The 19,980-nt window shown below is 67.1% G+C and carries 19 protein-coding genes; 3 read left to right on the forward strand and 16 right to left on the reverse strand.

Annotated features, from left to right (window positions below; all coding sequences use genetic code 11):
- Positions 1-237: 237 nt before the first annotated feature.
- Positions 238-1,722, reverse strand: coding sequence for a glycerol kinase GlpK (gene glpK, locus L6Q96_18410; GenBank protein MCK6556528.1), 1,485 nt, complete (start codon positions 1,720-1,722; stop codon positions 238-240).
- A 160-nt stretch (positions 1,723-1,882) separates the two neighbouring features.
- Here glpK and L6Q96_18415 point away from each other — a divergent pair, with 160 nt between their 5' ends.
- Both L6Q96_18415 and L6Q96_18420 read left to right on the forward strand, forming a co-directional pair.
- The gene (locus L6Q96_18415; GenBank protein MCK6556529.1) at positions 1,883-2,788 is read left to right on the forward strand and encodes an ArsA family ATPase; all 906 of its coding nucleotides are present in this window, start codon (positions 1,883-1,885) and stop codon (positions 2,786-2,788) included.
- On the forward strand, positions 2,785-3,942 hold the full coding sequence (locus tag L6Q96_18420; GenBank protein ID MCK6556530.1) for an ArsA family ATPase: 1,158 nt from the start codon (positions 2,785-2,787) through the stop codon (positions 3,940-3,942). The genes L6Q96_18415 and L6Q96_18420 overlap by 4 nt, the downstream gene beginning before the upstream one ends.
- Before the next feature lie 233 nt (positions 3,943-4,175).
- Here L6Q96_18420 and L6Q96_18425 read toward each other — a convergent pair whose 3' ends face one another.
- Positions 4,176-4,490, reverse strand: coding sequence for a hypothetical protein (locus L6Q96_18425; protein ID MCK6556531.1), 315 nt, complete (start codon positions 4,488-4,490; stop codon positions 4,176-4,178).
- Between the two features lie 75 nt (positions 4,491-4,565).
- Between L6Q96_18425 and L6Q96_18430 the strand changes: the two genes are divergently transcribed.
- Positions 4,566-4,844 carry a hypothetical protein gene (locus L6Q96_18430; GenBank protein ID MCK6556532.1) on the forward strand — a complete coding sequence of 93 codons (279 nt, stop codon included), beginning with the start codon at positions 4,566-4,568 and terminating at the stop codon, positions 4,842-4,844.
- Here L6Q96_18430 and acpS read toward each other — a convergent pair.
- From acpS to murF, 14 genes are all read right to left on the reverse strand, one after another.
- Entirely contained in the window at positions 4,841-5,233 is a 393-nt protein-coding gene (gene acpS / locus L6Q96_18435; GenBank protein ID MCK6556533.1) for a holo-ACP synthase, read from the reverse strand. The two genes, L6Q96_18430 and acpS, sit on opposite strands and share 4 nt — an antisense overlap.
- Positions 5,220-6,986 (reverse strand): radical SAM protein, encoded by a 1,767-nt coding sequence (locus L6Q96_18440; protein MCK6556534.1) that lies wholly within the window; start codon positions 6,984-6,986, stop codon positions 5,220-5,222. Before L6Q96_18440 ends, acpS begins: the two co-directional genes overlap by 14 nt.
- A gap of 84 nt (positions 6,987-7,070) precedes the next feature.
- On the reverse strand, positions 7,071-7,487 hold the full coding sequence (locus tag L6Q96_18445) for a type II toxin-antitoxin system VapC family toxin (protein ID MCK6556535.1): 417 nt from the start codon (positions 7,485-7,487) through the stop codon (positions 7,071-7,073).
- A complete protein-coding gene (locus tag L6Q96_18450; GenBank protein ID MCK6556536.1) occupies positions 7,487-7,726 on the reverse strand; it encodes a DNA-binding protein in 240 nt (79 codons plus the stop codon). Before L6Q96_18450 ends, L6Q96_18445 begins: the two co-directional genes overlap by 1 nt.
- A 259-nt stretch (positions 7,727-7,985) precedes the next feature.
- The gene (gene ftsZ / locus L6Q96_18455; protein MCK6556537.1) at positions 7,986-9,320 is read right to left on the reverse strand and encodes a cell division protein FtsZ; all 1,335 of its coding nucleotides are present in this window, start codon (positions 9,318-9,320) and stop codon (positions 7,986-7,988) included.
- A 105-nt stretch (positions 9,321-9,425) separates the two neighbouring features.
- A complete protein-coding gene (gene ftsA, locus L6Q96_18460) occupies positions 9,426-10,664 on the reverse strand; it encodes a cell division protein FtsA (GenBank protein MCK6556538.1) in 1,239 nt (412 codons plus the stop codon).
- A gap of 83 nt (positions 10,665-10,747) precedes the next feature.
- The gene (locus tag L6Q96_18465) at positions 10,748-11,587 is read right to left on the reverse strand and encodes an FtsQ-type POTRA domain-containing protein (GenBank protein ID MCK6556539.1); all 840 of its coding nucleotides are present in this window, start codon (positions 11,585-11,587) and stop codon (positions 10,748-10,750) included.
- The gene (gene murB, locus L6Q96_18470) at positions 11,587-12,528 is read right to left on the reverse strand and encodes a UDP-N-acetylmuramate dehydrogenase (GenBank protein ID MCK6556540.1); all 942 of its coding nucleotides are present in this window, start codon (positions 12,526-12,528) and stop codon (positions 11,587-11,589) included. The genes L6Q96_18465 and murB overlap by 1 nt, the downstream gene beginning before the upstream one ends.
- On the reverse strand, positions 12,525-13,868 hold the full coding sequence (murC, locus tag L6Q96_18475) for a UDP-N-acetylmuramate--L-alanine ligase (protein MCK6556541.1): 1,344 nt from the start codon (positions 13,866-13,868) through the stop codon (positions 12,525-12,527). Before murC ends, murB begins: the two co-directional genes overlap by 4 nt.
- Positions 13,869-13,932: 64 nt before the next feature.
- Complete coding sequence (gene murG, locus L6Q96_18480; protein ID MCK6556542.1) at positions 13,933-14,994, reverse strand: undecaprenyldiphospho-muramoylpentapeptide beta-N-acetylglucosaminyltransferase; 1,062 nt, start codon at positions 14,992-14,994, stop codon at positions 13,933-13,935.
- An 8-nt stretch (positions 14,995-15,002) separates the two neighbouring features.
- Entirely contained in the window at positions 15,003-16,142 is a 1,140-nt protein-coding gene (gene ftsW / locus L6Q96_18485) for a putative lipid II flippase FtsW (GenBank protein MCK6556543.1), read from the reverse strand.
- Positions 16,139-17,476, reverse strand: a complete 1,338-nt coding sequence (murD, locus tag L6Q96_18490; protein MCK6556544.1) for a UDP-N-acetylmuramoyl-L-alanine--D-glutamate ligase — start codon at positions 17,474-17,476, stop codon at positions 16,139-16,141. Before murD ends, ftsW begins: the two co-directional genes overlap by 4 nt.
- Positions 17,473-18,549, reverse strand: coding sequence for a phospho-N-acetylmuramoyl-pentapeptide-transferase (gene mraY / locus L6Q96_18495; GenBank protein MCK6556545.1), 1,077 nt, complete (start codon positions 18,547-18,549; stop codon positions 17,473-17,475). The genes murD and mraY overlap by 4 nt, the downstream gene beginning before the upstream one ends.
- Positions 18,549-19,901, reverse strand: a complete 1,353-nt coding sequence (murF, locus tag L6Q96_18500) for a UDP-N-acetylmuramoyl-tripeptide--D-alanyl-D-alanine ligase (protein MCK6556546.1) — start codon at positions 19,899-19,901, stop codon at positions 18,549-18,551. Before murF ends, mraY begins: the two co-directional genes overlap by 1 nt.
- Between the last annotated feature and the right edge of the window lie 79 nt (positions 19,902-19,980).

Here is a 19,980-nt window from a genome sequence, read left to right on the forward strand (position 1 = left end):
GCGACAATCTGGCAGGTGAATTCGCTTGCCCGCGGGGTTTATTGGCGCCCGTCGGTGGGCTTACCGCCGGATTAGGGAAGCCCCAAATCAGAAGTCGAACGTCCCAGGTGAGAAGTCCGCAGTCGGAAGTCCAGAGTCCCGGGCTTTCCGTCCGAAGCAGCGGTCCGACGGCGGCTCGGCAGGAGCCTCGCCCTCCCGGCTCTCGCGTCTAGCCGACTTGAGACTTTGGACGATTCCCTACGATCCCAGCGATCGTACCGCGGCCACGGCGCGGCGCCAGCCCTGGTGCAGGGCTTCGCGGCGTTCGGGGGCCATGCGGGGTTTGAACAACCGATCGCGCTTGCGCACCCGCTCGAGATCGCGGGCCGACTTCCACACCCCCACACCGAGGCCGGCGAGCGCGGCGGCACCGAGAGCGGTCGTCTCGATCTGCTGCGGCCGATCCACGGTCGCCCCGAGGATGTCGGCCTGGAACTGCATGAGGAAGTCGTTGGCCGCGGCCCCGCCGTCGACTCGCAGCCCGGCGAGCGGCTCGCCCGACTCGGCGACCATCGTGTCGACGACGTCGCGCGTCTGATAGGCCAGCGACTCGAGCGTCGCACGGGTTATGTGGGCGGCCGATACTCCCTGCGTCAGGCCGACAATCGCGCCACGCGCCGCGGCGTCCCAATAAGGTGCGCCCAGACCGACGAAGGCAGGGACCAGATAGACACCGAGCGTCGAATCCACGCTGCGGGCCAGCCGTTCCGATTCGGCGGCACGGCGGATCACCCCGAGCCCGTCGCGCAGCCACTTCACGGCGGCCCCGGCAACGAAGACCGCGCCTTCAACCGCGTAGGCCGGACGTCCGTCGGCGCCACAGGCCAGCGTCGTGAGCAGGCCACGTTCGGAGGTTACCGCGCGGTCGCCGGTGAACATGAGCAGGAAGCAACCGGTTCCGTAGGTGTTCTTCACGGCTCCGGGGTGGAAGCACGCCTGACCGAAGAGTGCGGCCTGCTGATCGCCGGCGATGCCGGCGATCGGCACCTCGGCACCGAAGGCCGTGCGCGTCGTGGTACCGACCACTCCGGCCGACGGCACCACCATGGGCAGCATCTCGGCGGGCACCTGAAACAGCCGCAGCAACTCCTCGTCCCAGCGCCGCGCATGAATGTCGAACAACAGCGTGCGCGAAGCGTTGGTGAAGTCGGTGGCGTGGACGGCGCCGCCGGTGAGCTTCCAGACCAACCAGCTATCGACCGTGCCGAAGGCGAGGCGACCGGCTCTGGCGCGCAGACCGCGGACATGATCGAGCAGCCATTGCACCTTGGTGCCCGAGAAGTACGGATCGAGGACGAGCCCGGTCCTGGCGCGCACCAGCGGCTCGACGCCGTCGGCCTTGAGGCGTGCGCACGTGTCGGCCGTGCGCCGGTCCTGCCAGACCACGGCATGACAGGCGGGCTTCCCGGTGATGCGGTCCCACAGCACGGTCGTTTCGCGCTGGTTGGTTATGCCGATAGCCGCGATGTCGCGGGGACTGAGGCGGGCGTTGCGCAGCGCCGCGCGGGCGACACGCTGGGTTACGGTCCAGATCTCTTCGGGATCGTGCTCGACCCAGCCGGGGCGCGGGTAGTACTGCTTGAACTCGGAATAGCCGCGGCCGCGCAATTTGCCCGCGGCGTCGTAGATCAGAACCGTCGAGCCGGTGGTCCCCTGGTCGATAGCCAGCACGTGTTTCGCCATGCGCAGCACCCTCCTTGCGTGCGCACGCTTGCCGCGCCGGGCCGAGAAATGCAACGGCCGAGGTGCGCATCCCCGGGGCCAACGGCATCAGGCGCGGCACCCTGACAACCTGCGCCGCCGGGCCTGTGTTCCACGCCGATCCGCGCTAACATCCGCGGCCATGCGCGGTGCGCGTCTCATCGTCGTCACCGGCAAGGGAGGCGTGGGCAAGACCACGATCGCCGCCGCCCTCGCCACACACGCCGCCGCGAAGGGGGCTCGCACGCTGGTGGTGGAAACCGCCCACGACGGCAGTCTCGCTCACCTCTTCGGACACCGGCGTCTCGAGACCGTCCCCTTCGCCGTTGCCGGCGGCATCGATGCGGTCGAGGTCAACCAGCGCCGTCTGGTAGAAGATTACTTCACCGGTCTGCTGCGCTTCGGGTTCCTGTCGAAACGGCTGTTTGCCAGTCACACCTTCAACGCCCTGACCACGGCGGCTCCGGCGCTCACGGAGTATCTGTTGCTCGAACAGGTGCTGTCGTGGCTGGAACCGGAGGGACGCCGCGCCCCCCGCTATGACCTCGTCCTGCTCGACGGGCCGGCGACCGGGCACGCGCTGACCTTGCTGCGCGCGCCGGACAGCCTCGCCGCCATGGTCGGGGGCGGACCCATTGGACACACCGCGCGGCGGCTTCGCAATCTTCTCGCTGACCGCATGCGCACGCAGGTGGTGTTGGTGAGCATTCCCGAGGAAATGTCGGTGCGGGAAACCATCGAGACCCACGCCGCCCTGACGACCGACCTCGGGTTGCGAGTCGCTCGTCCGGTGGTAAACCGCGTCTTCCCGCGCCGCTTCTCGGCGGCGGAGGCAACGCGGATCGCACGGGCCGGGATTGCGCGACCGGTCACCGAGGCGGCGCAGTTTGCCATCGAGCGCCGCCGCGAGGCCGACCGACACATCGGCGTGCTGCGACGCGCGCTGGGGGCGATGCCGATCGTCGTCCGCGAGCTCTTCAGCCTCAACGTTATTACCGACGACCTGACCCCGATCGGCCGCACGCTCGGTCGCGTGGTGTTGGTATGACGACGGGGGCACCGAGGTCCGGCGTCGCTCGGCGCCAGGCCACGGGAAGGGCGCCGACGATTCGCGAATTGCTGCGACGTCATCTGGTCGTCTGCCTCGGGCCGGGAGGCGTCGGCAAGACGACCACGGCCGCCGCACTGGCCCTGTCCGGGGCGCTCGATGGAAGACGCACGGCCGTGATCACCTTCGATCCGTCGCGCCGCCTGAAGGACGCCCTCGGCCTCGATGCGCTCTCGGTGGACCCGCACCGGGTCGACGCCGGCGACGCCCACTTCGACGCCCTGGCCCTCGACACGAAGCGCACCTTCGACGCGCTCATAGAGCGGTTCGCCCCCGACCAGGCAACCGCTGCACGCATCCTCGGCAACCGCCTTTACCAGGAACTCTCCAACGGCCTCGCCGGCTCGGCGGAGTACATGGCCATGGAGAAGCTGCACGAGCTGGCGCACGGCCGGCGGTATCGGACCATTGTCGTCGACACACCTCCAAGTGCGCACGCCCGCGACCTGCTTGCGGCGCCCGATCGACTGGTTAACCTGCTCGCCTCGCGCGCGGTCAGCTTCCTGAAATCGCCGGCGAGCGTGCTGGCCATCACCGACTCCGCGGCGGGTCGACTGACTCTGTCGGCCCTGCTGAAGGCACTGCAGCGCTGGACCGGTCTCGACCTGCTGCGGGATCTGGCGGACTTCGTCGGTGGTTTCGAGACGATGGTCGAGGGTTTCAGTCGCCGCGCGCGCGAGGTCGATGCGCTGTTGCGCGCGCCGGCGACGGCGTTCGTACTGGTGACAACCCCCGATCCGCACACGATCCGAACCACGACCGCATTCCACCGCGAGCTGGTCGACGCCGGTTTCCCGGTCGCGGGGGTGATCGCTAACCGCGTGCTGGGGTTTCCGGCCCTGAGCGCGGCGGACGCGCGTCTCGCGTCATGCACGGAAGCGCTCCGCTGCAAGCTTCTGCGCACGTACGCCGATCTGCGCAAATTGTCCGAGGCGCACGCGGCCGCGCTCGATCGGCTGCAGACAGAAACCGGCGCGCCCTTGCTTGCCGCGATACCCGCGCTAACGGACGCCCCGGCGACGTTGGAGGGTTTGCGTCGCTTTGCGGAGCGGTTGCGAGGTTGCGGCAAGAACGAATTCGGACCTCCGACTTGAGACCCGGGGCTCTCCTAACTTCGCGATTAGGATTCGCCCTCGATCCTGTTACGCTCGGCGTCTCGGTCGCGATCGTCCGCAAGGACGATCTGATAGCGATGAAGGAACGTGCCGCCGCGGATCCGGGCCTCCGGCGGAGCAAGCGGTTGCGAGACGAGGCCGACGTCGCACTCCTGCGCGGCGACGTTCCCAACCCGGACGAAGGCTGGTGAGCGAGTGCCCGGGGAGCGCGGTCAGCGGCGCGGTCTGGCCGGCGCGGATTTCTTCGCCGCATCGAGTGCCGCAAGCAGGCGATCGAGCTTGAGGCTCAGGTTGACCACGCTGCCCTGCAGGTGCTCCACCTTCACGAGCAACTTGTCGTAATCGGTGCGCGACGGCACGTTCAGCAGGTGCAGGAGGGTCTCGATGTTCTTGTCGAGGCGGCCTTTGGCCTTCGCCGCGCCGGCGGCGGCATGCGACGCTCCGCGCGCCACATCCTTACGTCCGAGCAGCTCTTCGGCGACTTGCGCAACCGCTTCCTCGCCGCGTTCGAACAGCCATTGCAGCATATTATCCTTCTGGGGGTGTGAGGCTTTGCCCGGCATGCGTCCGGAGTATAGAAAGGCACCGGCAACGTCAACCGCGTGCCCGGCACGGCACGCCCGAACCTGCAAGAGGGTCCGACCCTGGCCTGGCACACCGTGATAGCGTGGATGTCTCTCGTCGGGCTGTTCATGCCGGCGGACATCGACCCGAGCACAGTGCTGCGGACGGTGCTGCTGGTGCACGTTATCGATGCGATCATGTGCGGTCTGTTCGCGAGTAACAACGGCTACCCGCGCGGCCTGTGGACGCTACTCGGCTTCGGTTGCGGGGCATGGGCGGTCGCCGTGCTGATCCTGCTGCCCAAGCGTCAGGTCTAACAGGTGGCGACGACGTAGGCGATGGCGTGCTCGGCGGTGTGGCTGACCGACAGATGGAACTCTTGGATGCCGAGTTCGGCGGCGCGTCTGGCGGCGCCGCCGTGCAGGCAGATCGCGGGCGGACCGTCGCCGCGAACGACTTCTATCTCCCGCCAGTCGACCAGCTTGCCGAGGACCTTCACGACCGCTTCTTTCGCCGCGAAACGGGCCGCGTAACTCTCCACACCGGTACGTCGGCGGGCGCAATAAGCGATCTCGCCGGGCGTGAAGACGCGGTCACGGAATCGTTCGCCGGTTTGCGGGTTGTCGAGCGCCGCGCGGATGCGCCGCACCTCCACGATGTCCACCCCGATGCCGACGATCATGACCTTACCGTCAGCACGCGGCACACGCTTTACACGTCGACGTGTCGCACGGCGGTGTCTGTTTGGCGAGCATGGCTTTGCGGCGTTCAGCCCTCAGGTATCTCCGGTCGATGCGGTGATCGATGAAATCCCAGGGCAGCAGCTCGTCCTCATCGTACCGGCGATGCACGTACTCGTCGGGATGCGGCAGGCCGGAGAGACCGTCACGCTGCCAGGCACGAATGACCTGCCACCAATCGCCGCCGGCGGCGTGGACAGCTTCCAGCACGCGGCCGATGCGGCGATCGCCGCGAGACATTATGGCCTGGAAATACCCTTCGCGCGGCGACTCGGTATCGAGTTGCACATTCGGGATGGTCCGCATGTTCTCCCGCAGCACGACGAACTTGCGCTTCAACCGCGGAATCGTCTCCATGGCATCCCATTGCAGGGGCGTCCAGGGTTTGGGTACGAACGGATTGACCGACGCCGTGATGCGGGCAACGCGCCGCCGGGCGCGTTCGGTGTCGCACAGACGACTGCGAATCCTGCCCGTGAGCTCGGCGATTGCCGTCACGTCCTCGGGCTCCTCCGCGGGCAGGCCGATCATGAAGTACAGTTTGAGGTCCTGAACGCCCTCGCCAACGAGCAAATCGGCGGCGCGCAGTATATCGGGCTCGCTGAGGTTCTTGTTAATGACGCGGCGCATCCGTTCCGACCCAGCCTCGGGAGCCACCGTAACGCTGCGGTTGCGGCCGCGCCCGAGGGCCGCGGCGAGGCGCGGGGTTACGCAGTCGGCCTTGAGCGACGACGGCGACACCCGGCCACCCGCATCGGCGGCCAGTTCGGCGAGGCAGTCGAGTCCGGGAACGCTCGCCATCTCGGCGCCGATCAGGCCGATCGTGTCGCGGGCCTGGAGACCGGCGCGGATCGTTTCGGCCAACCGTTCGACGCCGCGGGTGCGGATCGGACGGTACATGTATCCGGCGGCGCAGAAGCGGCAACCCCATTGGCACCCGCGGCTGGCTTCGACCAGCATCATGTCGCCGAAGACGGCTTCGTCGCTCAGCACGCGGGTTGTCGTGGGGAAGCGGTTCAGATCCCGAACGAGTCGTCGTTCGACCCGGGCCGCGCCGGCGCCACGGTAGAGCAGCCCGCACTGCACCGGGCCATCGAACGCCGGTTCGTACAGGGCGGGAACGTAGGCCCCGGCAACGCGCGCGGCGCAAGCTCCGAGGAGGGTCCGCCACGGGGCGCGGCGCGGCGGGCGCGGGCCGCAGACTTCGACGAGTACCTCGATGAACTCCGGAAGCATCTCCTCGGCCTCGCCGAGGAGGAACAGGTCGACGAAATCGGCCAGGGGTTCAGGGTTGAGAAACGTTGCCGGACCGCCGGCAATGACGAGCGGGGCATGGTCGCCGCGTTCCGCCGCTCGCAGTGGAATCCCGATCAGGTCCAATTGCCGCACGACGTGCCAGTAGTCGGTCTCGAAAGACACCGAGAAGGCGACGATATCGAAGTCCTGCACGCGGGTATGGGATTCGAGGCTGCGAAGCTCGCCGCGGCCGATGACGGCTGCCTCGTCGTCATCGGGCAGGAAGGCGCGTTCGCAGACGACGGCGGGATGGCTGTCGAAGATTTCGTATACGGCGTGGAAGCCGAGATTTCCCATCGCGACGGGGTAGCGATTCGGGTAGACGAGGCACACGCGCAGGTCGCCGTGCTGTTTCTTGGGAAACAGGACGCGTTCGCCGGCCCGCCGCACGCGGGCGCGTTCCTCGACCTGCCAGGCTGACAAGCTCGCTGTGCTCCGAAGGCTCGGACTGTAGCGCCACCCGGGGTAAGCGGCAACGGCACGCCGTTCCCGCGCGCAATGGCGAGATCACGCGGACGTACACGGATTGAACACTGCAGCGCCAGACCGTCCCACGTCCTTAACGTTGCGAGTGACCAGAATCATCCCGTGGTATACGGCCGTCGCCGCCATCAGGCCGTCGATGGGTGCGAGTGGGCGCGCAAGGCTCATCCCGCCCCAGATACGGCAGATTTCCAACGTTACCGGCAGGATGTGATCCGCATAGCGGCGCTCGAGCTCGTTAAGCCAGCGGTCCAATGCGATCGCCCCTTGCGCATCTCTCGCGCGCAAGAGCTCGATCCCCCGGCGGATCTCACCGACAACGAGCACGCTCACGTACAGATCATCCGCGTCGAGAGCGGAGAACCACTGGCGAACCAACGAGTTGCCCCGTTCACCCTTGCGCAGCTCGGATAGAATGTTTGTGTCTAGGAGAAACGCCATTAAAGCCGCACGCGGCGCAGCCGCGCTGGCTGACGCTCGAAAAGCTTATCATCACCCACGTCCGGCATCATGGCCAGATGCTCTTTGAACGAGTGTCGCGCCCCTCGGGCCCGGTAGCTGAGCGCCTCGCGAAGGATCCTGCGGTGCTCCTCCTCCATGGAGACGCCGCGACGTGCGGCTCGTTGTTTGAGCTCTATCACGACCTTCTCCTCGATGCTCCGGACGATCAACTGCGCCACGGCATTCTGATAGCATCGATAGCATCACCCAGCAACGCGTTTGTTCCGTCGATGGGGCAGAAGGGAGCTGTCTTTGTGCCCGAAATCGATGGAGATTGTCCGATCCACAGAAAAGGGGCGCGCACGCTACCTGCCCGTACGGCGCAGGCATGCCGCACTGCGCCGCGGGGCGTCGGAGGGCGGGTGCCGGGCGGTCACTCGCGTGGGCGGAGGAGTGCAGCCCCGCCCGGCACCCGACCAGGGGTTCGCGGGCCGGCGATCAGCCCGCGCTCTTGGTCCGCAGGAAGGCGGGAATCTCGTAGAGGTCGTCGGGATCGTCGGACGACATCGTATATCCCGCTTCCCGAGCATCTCTGGCCGCGCCATTGCCGTTGCCGTGTCCATTGCCGGGTGCGGCCTCGGCGGAAGGCCGCTGCCAGGTCGGTCCTTCCAGGTCGTCAACAATCGTACCCATGTGGACGGTCGGGCGGCCGTTGCCATTGACGCGTTCGCGCGGGGCGTTCTTGGCCCACAGTGCGCGGATGCCGGCGGCTGGCGAAGGAACCTCCCGCGGAACACCGATGCTCGGACGGCTGAGTTCGCGGGGGCGGTCGCCGACGGCGATGCCGAGGCTCGGGCGTCGTGCTTCGCGCACAGGCTCGCCGAAGCCCGTAGCGATAACCGTGATCCGAACGTCGTCGCCCATGCGCTCGTCGATGACCGCGCCGAAGATGATGTTGGCGTCTTCGTGCGCCTCTTCCTGAATTAGCGAGGCGGCCTCGCTCACCTCGTGCATCGACAGGTCGTGGCTGCCGGTGATGTTCATGAGCACGCCCTTGGCGCCGTGAATCGAGACATCCTCCAGCAGTGGGCTGGAGATCGCCTTTTGCGCGGCCTCGACGGCACGGTTTTCGCCGCTGGCGATGCCGGTGCCCATCATAGCCATGCCCATCTCGGCCATGATCGTGCGCACGTCGGCGAAGTCGAGGTTGATCAGGCCGTGGACCGTAATCAGGTCGGAGATACCGCGCACGGCCTGCATGAGGATGTCGTCGGCCTTCTTGAAGGTATCGAGCAGCGAGGAGCTGCGGCCGGCAACGGCAAGCAGGCGCTGATTCGGGATGGCAATCAGGGTGTCGACGGCATCTTTGACCTCGCGCATGCCTTCTTCCGCCTGGCGCATGCGCTTCTTGCCTTCGAACTGGAACGGCTTGGTGACCACCGCCACGGTAAGGGCGCCCAGTTCCTTGGCGATGCGTGCAACCACCGGTGCGCCGCCGGTCCCGGTGCCGCCGCCCATGCCGGCGGTGACGAACACCATGTCGGCGCCGGCGAGCTGCTCGCGCAGGATCTCGCTGTCGTCGAGGGCCGCCTGCCGGCCGACGTCGGGATTCGCCCCGGCCCCGAGTCCCTTGGTCAGCGTGCCGCCGAGTTGCAGTTTGGTGGGCGCCAGGTTGGCGGACAACGCCTGCATGTCGGTGTTCGCGGCCATGAAGTCGACGCCGGTCAACCCCGATGTGATCATCGTGTTGATCGCGTTGCCGCCGGCCCCACCCACGCCGATGACCTTGATACGAGCTCCCAGCACATCACTCTTCCCAACCAGCTCTATCATCCTTCCTCCTCCGGCGGACCGCTTCCGACCCGCGAGTGTAATCGTGATCCTCGAAGCCCTCTGCGCCGACACCGCCACCTTTAGCCGGCAAAGGCCGCTGCGTCATCAGAAAAACGCCTCCACCCATCCCCTCACCCGCTGCCGGACCCGACCGAGGAGGTGCGTGTCGTCGGCGCGCACCGCAACATAGTCGCGGGGCCGAGCGCCATATTGCACCAGCCCGACCGCCGCGGCGTACACGGGGCTGTTCACATCCGGTCCGCCCTCCGCGACGCCGTTGATCCCCAGCGGATAGCCGATCCGCACCTGGGTCTGAAATACCCCTTCGGCAAGGGCGGTAATGCCCTCGAGCAGCGCGCCGCCGCCGGCAAGAACAACGCCGGAACCGAGAGATTCGCCATAGCCGCAGTGAACGATCTGCTCCTGGGCGAGATTTATTATCTCGGCGGCACGCGCTTCGACGATCTGGCCAAGCATGTGTCGCGACAGCATTCGCGGGGTGCGACCGCCGACGCTGGCCACCTCTACGTGCTGTTCCCGGCCGACCAGGCGGGCCAGCGCACAGCCACTGCGCTGCTTGAGGACCTCGGCATCGCGGAACGGGGTGCGCAAGCCGGCGGCGATGTCGCTGGTCACGTGATGACCACCGAGCGGCAGCACCGCGGTGTGTCGCAGCGCGCCCTCGTGAAACACGAGGACGTCGGTCGTGCCGGCGCCGAGGTCCACCAGCGCCACGCCGAGCTCCTTCTCCTCCGGGGTCAGCACCGCCTCCGCGGTCGCCAGCGGTTCCAGCACGAGGTCGGAGACGTGGAGACCGGTGCGCTCGCAGCATTTGACGACGTTTTGCGCCGACGCGGTTGCCGTGCTCACCAGATGCACTCGCGCTTCGAGGCGCACGCCCGACATCCCGAGCGGCGAGTGGATGCCATCCTGTCCGTCGAGAACGAAGTCTTGCGGCAGCACGTGGAGGATATCGCGGTCGGCCGGCAGTGCAACCGCGGTGGCGGCGTCGAGGACGCGGTCCACGTCGGCGTGATCGACCTCGCGATTCCTCACGGCCACGACGCCATGGGAATTGAAGCCCTTGACGTGCGTGCCGGTGACGTCGGCAAAGACGCTGTGGATTTCGCAGCCGGCGGTGACCTCGGCCTCCTTAACCGCCTGTTCGATCGCCTGAACGGTTGCGTCGATGTTAACGACCACGCCGCGCCGCAGCCCTTCGTTACAGGGCGCCGAGCCCAGCCCGACAACGCTGAGCGTTTCGTGATCGATTTCGGCCACGACGGCCGCAACCTTCGAGGTACCGATATCGAGTCCGACCAGTAGCTCAGGCTTCTTAGCCATGTCGCCGCCCCGCCTCACACCCCGAACCGCACGAGAACACCGCCATCATCTCCGCGCACTCGGCCATTGCTTCTCGTTACCGTTCATATCCGGACGCCGCGCCTTGCGGGCCTTGCGGGAGCCGGCCGTTCCTCGGCTCGCAGCCGCACGACCACCTGATCTCGAAACGACACGTCGACGTTCTCCAGCCGCTCGGCCTGCCCGCCCCAGAGGGCGAACACGCGCGCCGAGCGAACGAGTTTGTGGCGCCAGCCACCCCATCCGAGCGTGACCGCGACCGGGGGCCGAACGGGATACACGGTAATGCCACGCCGCCGCTCGACGCGGACCTCCGACAGGGACTCGAAGCACGACACCCGTTCGCACATGCGCAGCAACCTGGCGGCTCGGTGCAGTCCGACAGCCGTGAAGCCATCGGCGTTGTCTCCGGCCAGCCCGGTGATGATGACGAAGTCGCGGCTGTCGTCGTCGCGCAGCGGTCCCAGCACGCGGCCGTGCCGATCCACGTAGTACAATCCGTCGAGCCGGGCGATCGCCAAAGGCCGGCGTTCCCGAACGCGAACGCTGATTCGATTCGGAAAGCTGCGGCGTACGCTGGCGCGTTCGATCCAGGCATTCTGCTCGATCCGCAACCGCGTCGCGTGAGGCAGGGCGTCCCAGATGCTCATTCCCTCGGAGATGCCCGCCGCTTGCAAGATGTCGGCACGGGTGAGCCGGACGTTGCCGCTGAGGTCGACGGCAGACACCCTGAAATACTGATGCTCTTTGGCGGCCCGCAGGAGGAGAGGCGCGCCGTGCCAGGCGGCCCCTGCGAGACCCAGACCCAGGACGGCGCTGACCACACTGACCGCCAGGGCTCGCCACGACCGCCACCGGCGGGGGCGGGTGACCACCGGTCGTTTGCGGACAATGCCCCGCCGCATCAGACCTCCCTCCACTCACCCACGAGCCGGATTTCCGGTTCCAGACGCACGCCGTGTCGCTCCCACACCCGTCGCGCCCCCTCGGCCATGAGCGCACGAACGTCGGCGGCGCTCGCGTGGCCGACGTTGACGATGAAGTTGGCGTGCTCCACGGCCACCATGGCGCCACCGCATCGTTCGCCCTTCATGCCCACGGACTCGAGCAGGAGGCCGGCAAATAGCCCCGGCGGGTTCTTGAAGATGGACCCCGCATTCGGATAGCCGAGCGGCTGATGCTTCTCGCGGCGTCGCTTGGCGTCGGCGCGCCTCGCCTCGATCGCCTCGCGTTCCCCGGGCGTGAGGAGGAACTCGACGTGCGTGATCACGAACCCGGCGGGCAGGTCGAGGCGGCGATACTGAAATAGCAGCACCTCACGCGACAGGCGAACGACCTTGCCGTCTCCATCCACGCCTTCGACGCCCGTAATCGCCTGCGACAACTCTCCACCGAAAGCCCCGGCGTTCATGAGCAGACCCCCGCCAACCGAGCCGGGGATCCCCTCGGCGAATTCGAGCCCGGCCAGGCCACGTTCGATCGCTTCGGTGACCAGCCGCTTGAGGGCCAGGGCGGCCCCCGCGCGCACGCGGATACCGCCGCGGCATTCCGACCATTCCGTCGACACCAGGGATCGGCCGGGGTGGATCACGATGCCGCGCACGCCAAGATCGCTCACGAGGATGTTGGTGCCGCCGCCGACGACGGTGAGAGGGAGTCCTTCCGCCCCCGCGACGGCTTGTACGGTACCGATGTCGGCAGCGCCGACGACGTCGATCCAGATATCAGCCGGTCCGCCGATCCGAAACGAGGTGTGGCGGCTCAGCGGCTCGTGCAAGCGCACCCGTCCGGGGAGCATACCCTCCAGATGCGACGCGCCCGGTTGGCCCGAAACCGCTGGGATCATTGGACGCTAACCGCCTCCGTGCCCGAAAGGCGTCTGACCAGCATGTCACCGACTTCGTGAATCGATCCGGCACCCAGTACAAGCACGAGGTCACCGGGGCGGACGCTGCCCTGTACAACCTCGGGGAGATCGCGCCACGCCGACACGTAGGCCACGTCGACATGTCCGCGCCGCCGCAGGGCGCCGTAGAGCACTTCGCCGCCGAGGCCTTCGATGGGTTCTTCGCCGGCAGGATAGATATCGGTCAGGAACACCTGGTCGGCGTCGTCGAACGCCTCGAGGAACTCGGCGAACAGGTCGCGGGTGCGCGAGAAGCGGTGGGGCTGAAAGAGCACCACGATGCGTCGGCCGAAGCCCTCCCGCGCGGCGGCGATAGTGGCGCGGATCTCGGTGGGATGGTGGCCGTAGTCGCTGACGACCATGACGCCGGCGGGTTCGCCGCAAATTTCGAAGCGGCGGTGGATCCCGCCGAATTCGCCCAGAGCGCGGCAGGCCGTCTCGACGTCGACGTCGAGCTCGGCGGCTACGGCCAGAGCCGCCAGTGCATTGAGGGCATGGTGCCGTCCCGGCATCCGGACGGTCGCCTCGGCCCAGATCGATCCTCCGCGTTCAACCAGAAAGCGGGTTTCCATGCCGGTGACGGCGATGTCGCGTGCGACATAATCGGCATCGGCGCTCGTACCGTAGGTGATGACCCGCTTGCGCACGTGCGGCAGCAGGCCGCGCACCGTGGCGTCGTCGATACAAAGAACCGCGCATCCGAAGAACGGCACCCGGTTGACGAAGCCGAGGTAAGCCGACTTGACCCGCTCCATGTCGCCGTAGAAGTCGAGGTGCTCGGGATCGATGTTAGTGACGACCGCGATCGTCGGCGACAGCAGCAGGAAGGTGCCGTCGCTTTCGTCGGCTTCGGCAACCATGAGATCGCCGTTGCCCAACTGGGCGTTGCTGCCGAGGGCGTGCACTTTGCCGCCGATAACGACGGTCGGATCGAGCCCGGCGCGCGCCAGGACCGCCGCTACCAGCGACGTGGTGGTCGTCTTGCCGTGCGTCCCGGCGACGGCGACGCCCCACTTCGTGCGCATGAGTTCGGCCAGCATCTCGGCCCGCGGAATAACCGGCGTCTTCAGCTCACGGGCACGGACCACTTCCGGATTCGAGTACTTGACGGCGGAGGAGATAACGACGACGTCGGTTTCCGGCCCGACCAGGTCGGCGTTATGACCGAGCGCCACTCTTGCGCCGAGGCGCACCAGCCTCCGCGTCGCCTCGTTCTCGGTCATGTCGGAGCCGCTAACGTCGTGCCCCATGTGCAGGCAGAGTTCGGCGATGCCGCTCATGCCGACACCCCCAACGCCGACGAAATGCACCTTGCGCGGTTTCCGGAACGATTCGCTCACGCCGTCACCTCCGCGCCCCGGCAACCTGCCGGCAGATGTCGGCCACCTGCGCCGCCGCGTCCGGTCTCGCAAAACGCCGGGCGGCGACCGCCATCGACCGCAGGCGCGGCGTATCGGCCGCCAGTGCAAGTATCCGTTCGGCCAACAAAGCCCCGTTCAGATCGCGGTCGAGGACGACCTCCGCGGCGCCACCCTGCGCAAGGACCTCCGCGTTGCGGCGCTGATGATCGTCGGCCGCATAGGGGTACGGGACGAGAATGGCAGGGCGGCCGACGCTGGCGAGTTCGGCCAGAGTCGTCGCACCGGCACGACAAACGACCACATCGGCCTGGCCGTACGCCGTACCCATGTCGTGCACAAACGGGAGCACCTCCGCAGCCACTCCCATCTCCTGATACCGCCGCCGCACCCAACTTTCGTCCGCTGCCCCGGTTTGATGAACAATTCGGAGTTTACAAAGCTTTTCCCTCAGAATGCCCGCCGCGTCAACTGCCGCCACATTGATAGTGTGGGCGCCCTGGCTTCCACCGAACACGAAGATCGTGAACGCCTCGGAGCGGGGAACCTCGGCGGCCACGAGTCGGCGTACCGGGTTGCCGGTTTGCACCGCCTTCCCGGCCGGAAAGAATGCGGCACTTTCTCGGAAAGTCGTGCATACCCGCCGCGCCACGTGAGCGAGGCAGCGATTGGCGAGGCCGGGGTGAACGTTCTGTTCCATCAACACGCTCGGTACGCCGAGAGACCAGGCCGCGACCACAACGGGCACCGATCCGTAGCCTCCCAGCCCGAGAACAACGTCTGGTCTCGTCTCGCGCACGAGATGGCGGGCGCGGCGCACGGCAGCGGGAAACTGACCGGCAAACTCGATCAGCCCGCGCAGCCCGCGTCCGCGTGCACCGCGCACTACGATCGGCTCGAAGCGGAAGCGAGTCTGCGGCACAGCGGTCGCCTCGATGCCGAACGCGCTGCCGACAAAGAGCACCTCGGCGCCGCGCGCGGCCACCTCTTCAGCGACGGCCAGCCCCGGGAAGAGGTGACCGCCGGTCCCCCCGCCAGCGACGATCATACGCATTCCTACCCGGTCATGCGCGAAAGCGCGGTCAGGATGCCGATCTCGATCATGGTGCAAACCAGGGCCGTACCGCCGTAACTCAGAAACGGCAGGGCGAGGCCTTTCGTGGGCAGCAAGCCGACCACCACCCCGACGTTGACGATCGCCTCCAGCAAGATCACCAGCGTAAGGCCAAAGGCGAGCAGGCTGCCGAACGGGTCCGGATGTCGGAGGGCGATACGAAAGCCGCGCACTCCGAGGAGGGCAAACAGGCCGAGGACGCCGATCGCTCCGAGGACACCGAGTTCTTCGCCGACGAGCGCGAAGATGAAGTCGGTGTGGGCCTCGGGCAGAAAGAACATCTTCTGTTGGCTCTCCCCGAGTCCGACACCGGTGAGCCCGCCGGAACCGAAGGCGATCAGAGACTGCACCAACTGAAAGGCGATGTCCTGGCTGTACTTCCAGGGATCGAGAAAGGCGAGGACGCGGCGCAGCCGGTAGGGAGCGTACACGACGGCGTAGATCACCGGCGGCACCGCCAGCAGGACCAGGCCGACCAGATGCGTGGCGCGGGCTCCGGCGCCAAACAGCATCAGCCCGAGAACCATGATAATGATGGCGGCGGTGCCGAAGTCCGGCTGGGCCACGATGAGCAACACGCATGCGCCAACCGAAAGCAGCGGCGGCAGCAACCCGGCAACCAGCCCCTGGAGCGACTCGCGGCGCATCGACAGGGTGCGCGCCAGGAACAGCACGACGGCGATCTTGGCGAGCTCCGACGGCTGAAAACCCAGGGGCCCCAGCGCGAGCCAGCGACGGGCGCCGCCGCGCACCACGCCAAGGCCGGGGATCAGGGTTAAGACCAGTGCCACGGCGACACCCGCCGCAAACGGCAAGGCGAGGCGCTCGAACCATTGCAGTCGCACCCGCGACACCCCCACCAGCGCCACGGTGCCCCAGATCAGCGCCATGACATGTTTCCGGAAGAACAGCAGCGGATCTTCGTAGCGATACTGCGCGAAGAAGTAGCTGGCGTTGAACACCATCACCACGCCAAGTCCGGCCAGCGTTGCGGTCGCCAGCAGCAACCACCAGTCGGGCCGGTGCAGGCGCGGCATGACCACACGCTGGCGCAGGCTCTGCAGGGACTGTCGGGGCTTCACAGGGCCTCCACGATCTCGCGGAAGCGCCGTCCGCGGGCCGTATAGTCGGAAAATTCGTCGAAACTCGCACAGCCGGGAGATAGAAGGACGGTGTCGCCGGCGGTCGCGAGGGCGGCGGCCTTCTCGACCGCCGCGGCCAGGTTCGGCGTCACGGTGCGATCTGTGCCCGGGGGAAGCTGGTCATCGATGGTCGGGCCGGCAGCCCCGAAGAGCACGACGTGCTTGACACGACCGGCGAGCAATGGGCCCAGGCCCCGGAAGTCGCCGCCCTTGTCGTACCCGCCGGCGAGCAACACGACGCCGCAATCGAAGCTCTCCAGCGACTTCTCCATCGCACCGACGTTGGTGCCCTTGGAGTCGTCGAAGAACCTCACCCCTCTTAGTTCGCGGACCAGCTCGAGCCGATGCGGCAGTCCGCGGGTTGCATCGAGGGCCCGCTGGATCGCATCGGGAGGCACTCCCCAGATGGCCGCGGCGGTTACCGCCGCCATCATGTTTTCGCGGTTGTGCGCGCCCTTCAGGTGCACCCGCCCGAGGGCGAAGCGATGCGCCCCCGGTGCCGGCCCCCAGAAGGTCAGGGCATCGCCGGCGACGAAGGTACCGAACTCGACCGGCTCGCGGCCGAAAGACACTACCGCCGCCCGTGTACGCCGGCGCTGTTCCCACACCCACGGGTCGTCGCGGTTAAGAACCGCCACGTCGCCGGGCTGCTGCGCCGCGAGCAGGCGCGCCTTGGCCGCGCCGTAAGGGGTCATGCCGCGATAGCGATCGAGATGATCCGGAGTGAGGTTGAGCATGACGGCCACGGTCGGGCGAAAGCTCCGCACCCATTCGAGTTGGAAACTCGACACCTCGACGACAACCGCGTCCCAGGCGACACCGTCCGCACACGCATCTATCAGGGGCGTGCCGAGGTTACCGCCCACAAAAACGCGCCGGCCTGCCTCACGGACCATCGCACCGAGGAGGGTGGTCGTGGTGCTCTTGCCGTTGGTGCCCGTAACGGCAAGCAAGGGGCAGGATAGAAAGTGTGCCGCAAGCTCTATCTCGCTCACTACCGGTATACCGCGCGCCACGGCGCGCCGCAGCGTTGGGTGTTGCGCGGCCACACCGGGACTGGGCACGACAAGGTCGACGCCGTCGAGAAGATCGGCCCTGTCGTCACCTACGCGCGTTTCGACGCCGGGTATGCCGGGCGAACCTTCAAGCGCCGCTGCCGCACGCTCCGCCAGCCGGATCCTCGTGCCGCGACCGGCGAGAAACGCCGCGACGCTCCGGCCGGTCTTCCCGGCTCCGAGAACGAGGCAACGGTTCGGCGCGAACCCCGATGTCATCGCAGCTTCAAGGTACTGAGAGCGGCAATGGCGCAGATTATCGAAACGATCCAGAAGCGGACGATGATCTGCGGTTCGGGCCACCCTTTGAGTTCGAAGTGGTGATGAATCGGCGCCATACGGAAGACGCGTTTACGGCGAAGCTTGAAGGACACAACCTGAAAGATCACCGAAAGCGCTTCGACGACGAACACGCCGCCGACGACGACCAGCACGATCTCCTGTTTGGTGGCGAGCGCCACCAGCCCCAGCGCTGCCCCGAGGGGCAGCGACCCGACGTCGCCCATGAACATCTCGGCCGGGTAAGCGTTGAACCAGAGGAACCCGAGACCGGCGCAGAGAAGCGCGCCGCAGAATATGGAGAGTTCACCGACGCCGGGCACGTAGGGGAGCTGCAGGTAGTCGGCGAGTCTGACATTGCCGGTAACGTACGAGAACACACCGTAGGTAAAGGCCGTCGTCATGACCGGGCCGATGGCCAGTCCGTCGAGTCCGTCGGTGAGGTTGACGGCGTTGGACGCCCCGACCACGACAAGGGCCGCGAAGGGCACGTATCCCCAACCCAGGTAGATCGACACATCCTTGAAGAGGGGCACGTAGACCGTGGGGGTGAAGTCCGGGCGCGTAAAGAGCACCCCCGCGGCCAGCCCTGCCAGGGCGAACTGCGCGGCAAGTTTCTCGCGTCCGCTGAGACCACGGGCGTTGCCCCGGCGAAGCTTGCTGTAGTCGTCTACGAATCCGATGGCGGCAAAACCGACCGTCACGCCGACGATGAGCCAGACGTAGAAGTTGGCCAGGTCGGCAAACAACAGCGTCGCCAGGAGCGACGAAAACAGGATGAGGGTACCTCCCATCGTCGGCGTACCCGCTTTCGAGAGATGCCGCTCCGGTCCGTCAGGGCGAATGGTCTGCCCGATCTGCCGCGCCGTGAGGTGACGAATCACCCAGGGGCCGAGAAGGAAAGAGATCAGGAGCGCGGCAAGCGCTGCGATCAGTGTTCGGAAAGTGATGTAGCGAAAGACATTGAAGGCCGAGTGACTGACGTGAAGGGGATAGAGGAGGTGATACAGCATCAGGGCTCGTCCCGGGCGGCTTGCAGCAACCGCACGACCTCCTCCATTCGCGCACCGCGCGACCCTTTAACAAGGACGTTGTCGCCTTTCCGCCAATGCGCCCGTACGACGGCGGCGGCCGCCGCGTGCGTGGGGCAGCGGTGGACGCGGTCCGCGGGCATGCCGGCGGACCGCGCACCGGCAACGACGTCCGCGGCACAGTCCCCGACGGCGATCAGTTGCCACACACCGAGAGCGCCGGCGCGCTCACCAACCTGCCGGTGAGCGCGCCGGGTCTCGTCGCCCAGCTCCCGCATCTCTCCCACCACCACCACGGGTCGCCCGGGCAGGTGCCGGATCGCCTGCAGGGCGGCCTCCACGCTGGACGGGTTGGCGTTGTACGCATCGTTGAGGATCGTCACGCCGTTCGGCAGCCGAATGACCTGCAACCGCATGCCCACCCCCTCGGCGCGGGCAAGGCCCGCGGCGATCACGTCGAGGTCGATACCCAACGCGTGACCCACCGCGGCTGCGGCAAGGGCATTCTGGACGTTGTGGGCTCCCATAAGCCGCAGCCGCACCTCGGCCTCGCGGTTGCCGAGTGCGAGAGTAAACGCCACACCATCGGTCCCCACGTCACGTACATGGTGCGCGCGCAGATCGCCATCCACGCCGTAAGTCACCTTGCGATTCGGAAACGGTACGGCCAGGCGACGCACGTGCTCGTCGTCGCGGTTCACAACCATGATCGCGTCCGGCGCCAGGCCTGCGAACAACTCCCCCTTGGCTGCCGCGACGCCCGCAATGGTGCCGCCAACCCCTTCGAGATGAACCGGTCCGATGTTGGTGATCAGCGCACAGGTCGGAGTGGCGATCTCGGTCAGGCGTGCGATCTCGCCCGGTTGGTTCATCCCCAGCTCCAGCACGGCCACCGTCTCAGAGCCGCGCAGCCGCAACAACGTCAACGGCAAGCCTATGAGGTTATTGAGATTCCCTTCGGTCTTCAGGACCGCACCGGCGCCACCGGCCGCGGTTTCGCACACCGCGGCCACCAGCTCCTTGGTCGTGGTCTTGCCGTTGCTGCCCGTAATCGCGACGACACGCAATGGGTACTGCCGGCGCGTCCATGCCGCGAGGTCGCCGAGGGCACGCAACGAGTCGGAAACGACCAGCAGCCGACCCGGCGGGGCGGCAGGGGGCATTCGCTCGACGACCGCGGCAGCGGCCCCGGCCACAAACGCCTGATTTACGAAGTCGTGCCCGTCGTGCTGAGGACCGCGCAACGCAAAGAACAACTGCCCAGGCGACACGTGGCGCGAATCGGTCGACACCGCAGCAAAGCACGGTTCGGGGCAGGGCAGCGCGGTGGCCATTCGCGCCCCCGTGGCGGCCACGACATCTGCGATTGTCCAGGGCATCGGGGAGGGAGCGACGCAGTGCGCCAGCGCTCCT

This window comes from Candidatus Binatia bacterium (assembly GCA_023150935.1).
Lineage (GTDB): Bacteria > Desulfobacterota > Binatia > HRBIN30 > HRBIN30 > JAKLJW01.